At 41.6% G+C, this 1,079-nt stretch carries 1 pseudogene; it reads right to left on the bottom strand.

The annotated features are described in order from the left end of the window. Window positions 1–704: 704 nt before the first annotated feature. Window positions 705–959, bottom strand: a pseudogene (locus tag GMA8713_RS27110) (transposase); the annotation flags it as partial. Window positions 960–1,079: the final 120 nt, after the last annotated feature.

The following is a 1,079-nucleotide window of genomic DNA, read 5'->3' as shown; positions in this document are numbered from 1 at the left end:
ATTTTCATCACCCAAATTGCAAGGTTTTGGAAGGGGAGGCTTAAAAAGCTTGCAATATGAGGGTAGGAAGATCGATGAGATCATCAAATAGATCAGTGTCTTATTTGTAATTCAGGGCCGACTAATTAGTGGTAACTCTAATTTTTTATTTTAGATTGTGTTTATGTCAATAATTCCCTCTGATTTTAAGATGGAAATCATGGTCTTGTATTGATAAGAATCGTTTGAAAGTCATGATTATTCATGTTTTAAGGGTAGGGTAGAATAGACGTTTTAATTGTTTTCTATACGGACTTGATATTGCATGGAGGTAAGTTTTAATCAAGTGAAATACTGGGACAGTCGTCATTAGAGAAAGGAAGTGAGAAAGATAACAGTTAGCTTGTCGATAACTCATTGTTATAAAATTAGATTTAGCTAAAAGGCAACAATCGAGTCAGTCACTAGATTTCGAATCAAATCTCGCGAAATCTGGTAACTTGAGAAAGCACTAAAACACGCTGCCGACTGAATTGTTCGGGTGCTTCCGACTAAAGCACCACGCTGTACTTGGTGGCAAGCATTAGGCCAATCAGACGAGTCAAAACCCAGTCTTGAAAGTGTTGTGGGCTAACGTACTGCCGATGTGGCATTGCCTATTATCACGAATGTGTCGGCTTATCTCATCAAACCACTCGTCAGCTAAATAACTGATCCGAATAGTGCTACATTTTCGCCGTGCCGTGGCAACCTCCCGGGTACGGCGATACGTTATCCATAAAGTGCTTCACCTTCCTGAGCAATTGCCACATATGTTTACACCTGTGATTCCGAGTAATTGTCTCATGGAGAGCATTCCACAATCGTTCTATGACGTTGACCCAAGGGCAATAAACGGGCTGGAACAGCAGCCTGAACTTTGGGTTCTTCTTGAGCCAAGCCTTCGTTTTTTTACTTTTGTGGATGATGTAGTTATGTAAGCGATTAATGAACTGGTGAAGCCTTATTCCACATCGCTCAGATCAACATTCCATGGCATCAGATCCGACATATCATCGGCGAGTGAACGCGTCGGCAACTCCGTGAACAGGTGCCGGAAG

Source organism: Grimontia marina, assembly GCF_900060185.1.
GTDB classification, from domain to species: Bacteria; Pseudomonadota; Gammaproteobacteria; order Enterobacterales; family Vibrionaceae; genus Enterovibrio; species Enterovibrio marinus.
This window is presented reverse-complemented; position numbering and strand designations above follow the sequence as displayed.